This is a genomic window from Exiguobacterium flavidum (genome assembly GCF_003344535.1).
In the GTDB taxonomy this organism is placed as follows: domain Bacteria; phylum Bacillota; class Bacilli; order Exiguobacteriales; family Exiguobacteriaceae; genus Exiguobacterium_A; species Exiguobacterium_A flavidum.
The window spans coordinates 1-3,355 of sequence record NZ_QPKS01000021.1; the positions used below are offsets into that span (position 1 = coordinate 1).

Sequence of the window (3,355 nt, forward strand, 5' to 3'; positions counted from 1 at the left end):
TCGCTCCTCGGCCTTGGTGCCTGACGGATTTGCCAATCAGACGGCCTTGAAGCTTACACATGCACTTCCATCCGCATGCGTCACTATCCTCCTGCGTCCCCCCGTTGCTCGAACGGTGGATCGGCGGTACAGGAATATCAACCTGTTGTCCATCGCCTACGCCTTTCGGCCTCGGCTTAGGTCCAGACTAACCCTGAGCGGACGAGCCTTCCTCAGGAAACCTTGGGCTTTCGACGGAGGGGATTCTCACCCCTCTTTTCGCTACTCACACCGGCATTCTCACTTCCAAACGCTCCACCGCTCCTTCCGGTACGGCTTCACTGCTGTTTGGAACGCTCCCCTACCATCCCTTACGGGATCCGCAGCTTCGGTGGTATGTTTAGCCCCGTTACATTTTCGGCGCGGCGCCACTCGACTAGTGAGCTATTACGCACTCTTTGAATGGTGGCTGCTTCTAAGCCAACATCCTAGTTGTCTGGGCAGCGCCACATCCTTTTCCACTTAACATACACTTGGGGACCTTAGCTGGCGGTCTGGGCTGTTTCCCTCTTGACTACGGATCTTATCACTCGCAGTCTGACTCCCGAGTATAAGTTGCCGGCATTCGGAGTTTAACTGAATTCGGTAACCCTGTGGGGGCCCCTAGTCCAATCAGTGCTCTACCTCCGGAACTCTCGACCTCGAGGCTAGCCCTAAAGCTATTTCGGGGAGAACCAGCTATCTCCAGGTTCGATTGGCATTTCACCGCTACCCACACCTCATCCCCGCACTTTTCAACGTGCGTGGGTTCGGACCTCCAGTCAGTGTTACCTGACCTTCATCCTGGACATGGGTAGATCACCTGGTTTCGGGTCTACGACCGCGCACTGATGCGCCCTGTTCAGACTCGCTTTCGCTGCGGCTCCGCCTCATCGGCTTAACCTCGCGCGCGATCGTAACTCGCCGGTTCATTCTACAAAAGGCACGCCATCACCCATGAACGGGCTCTGACTACTTGTAGGCATACGGTTTCAGGATCTGTTTCACTCCCCTTCCGGGGTGCTTTTCACCTTTCCCTCACGGTACTGGTTCACTATCGGTCACTAGGGAGTATTTAGCCTTGGGAGATGGTCCTCCCGGATTCCGACGGGGTTTCACGTGTCCCGCCGTACTCAGGATCCACTCTGGAGGGAAAACAGTTTCAGCTACAGGGCTGTCACCTTCTTCGGCCGGCCTTTCCAGGCGCGTTCACCTACTGTCTTCCTTTTTGACTCCGTATAGAGTGTCCTACAACCCCGGAGAGCATGCTCTCCGGTTTGGGCTGTTCCCGTTTCGCTCGCCGCTACTCAGGGAATCGCGTTTGCTTTCTCTTCCTCCGGGTACTTAGATGTTTCAGTTCCCCGGGTCTGCCTCGCCATGCGCTATGTATTCACGCATCGCGTCCCATCCCATTACGGATGGTGGGTTCCCCCATTCGGAAATCCTCGGATCAGGGCATACTTACTGCTCCCCGAGGCATATCGCTGTTCGTCGCGTCCTTCATCGGCTCCTAGTGCCAAGGCATCCACCGTACGCCCTTCCTACCTTGATCTATCGGTATTCTAAGACACACGTCAAAATGACATGGTTNTCAAGGTGCGAGTTGCGTCCTTCCCTTCGGAAAGACGAATGGAGCCTAGCGGGATCGAACCGCTGACCTCCTGCGTGCAAGGCAGGCGCTCTCCCAGCTGAGCTAAGGCCCCGGGATATGGAATTGAAAAAATGGAATGGTGGGCCTAAGTGGACTCGAACCACCGACCTCACGCTTATCAGGCGTGCGCTCTAACCGGCTGAGCTATAGGCCCATTCCTTGGAACGTGAGAGATCGGACTCTCAAAACTGAACGATGGGCATGTCCCGAAAGGGACGTTTTCCTTAGAAAGGAGGTGATCCAGCCGCACCTTCCGATACGGCTACCTTGTTACGACTTCACCCCAATCATCTACCCCACCTTCGACGGCTGGCTCCTTGCGGTTACCTCACCGGCTTCGGGTGTTGCAAACTCTCGTGGTGTGACGGGCGGTGTGTACAAGACCCGGGAACGTATTCACCGCAGTATGCTGACCTGCGATTACTAGCGATTCCGACTTCATGCAGGCGAGTTGCAGCCTGCAATCCGAACTGGGAACGGCTTTCTGGGATTGGCTCCACCTCGCGGTTTCGCGGCCCTTTGTACCGTCCATTGTAGCACGTGTGTAGCCCAACTCATAAGGGGCATGATGATTTGACGTCATCCCCACCTTCCTCCGGTTTGTCACCGGCAGTCTCCCTAGAGTGCCCAACTGAATGCTGGCAACTAAGGACAGGGGTTGCGCTCGTTGCGGGACTTAACCCAACATCTCACGACACGAGCTGACGACAACCATGCACCACCTGTCACCGCTGCCCCCGAAGGGGAAACTTGATCTCTCAAGCGGTCAGCGGGATGTCAAGAGTTGGTAAGGTTCTTCGCGTTGCTTCGAATTAAACCACATGCTCCACCGCTTGTGCGGGTCCCCGTCAATTCCTTTGAGTTTCAGCCTTGCGGCCGTACTCCCCAGGCGGAGTGCTTAATGCGTTAGCTTCAGCACTGAGGGGCGGAAACCCCCCAACACCTAGCACTCATCGTTTACGGCGTGGACTACCAGGGTATCTAATCCTGTTTGCTCCCCACGCTTTCGCGCCTCAGCGTCAGTTACAGACCAAAGAGTCGCCTTCGCCACTGGTGTTCCTCCACATCTCTACGCATTTCACCGCTACACGTGGAATTCCACTCTTCTCTTCTGTACTCAAGCCTCCCAGTTTCCAATGGCCCTCCCCGGTTGAGCCGGGGGCTTTCACATCAGACTTAAGAGGCCGCCTGCGCGCGCTTTACGCCCAATAATTCCGGACAACGCTTGCCACCTACGTATTACCGCGGCTGCTGGCACGTAGTTAGCCGTGGCTTTCTCGCAAGGTACCGTCAAGGCGTGAGCATTCCCTCTCACGCTTGTTCTTCCCTTACAACAGAGTTTTACGATCCGAAAACCTTCATCACTCACGCGGCGTTGCTCCATCAGACTTTCGTCCATTGTGGAAGATTCCCTACTGCTGCCTCCCGTAGGAGTCTGGGCCGTGTCTCAGTCCCAGTGTGGCCGATCACCCTCTCAGGTCGGCTATGCATCGTCGCCTTGGTGGGCCGTTACCCCGCCAACTAGCTAATGCACCGCAAGGCCATCCCAAGGTGACGCCGGAGCGCCTTTCATCACGGGACCATGCGGTCTCGTGACAGATCCGGTATTAGCTCCGATTTCTCGGAGTTATCCCAGTCCCTGGGGCAGGTTCCTTACGTGTTACTCACCCGTCCGCCGCTCATTCC

Annotated in this window: 2 tRNA genes and 2 rRNA genes; all 4 read right to left on the minus strand. The window is 56.2% G+C overall.

The annotated features are described in order from the left end of the window. Window positions 1-1,570, minus strand: a 23S ribosomal RNA gene (locus DFG60_RS13535); the annotation flags it as partial. 78 nt (window positions 1,571-1,648) lie between these two features. Continuing rightward, window positions 1,649-1,721, minus strand: a tRNA-Ala gene (locus DFG60_RS13540). A gap of 25 nt (window positions 1,722-1,746) precedes the next feature. Beyond that, a tRNA-Ile gene (locus DFG60_RS13545) sits at window positions 1,747-1,823 on the minus strand. Between the two features lie 74 nt (window positions 1,824-1,897). Then, window positions 1,898-3,355 (minus strand): 16S ribosomal RNA (locus tag DFG60_RS13550); the annotation flags it as partial.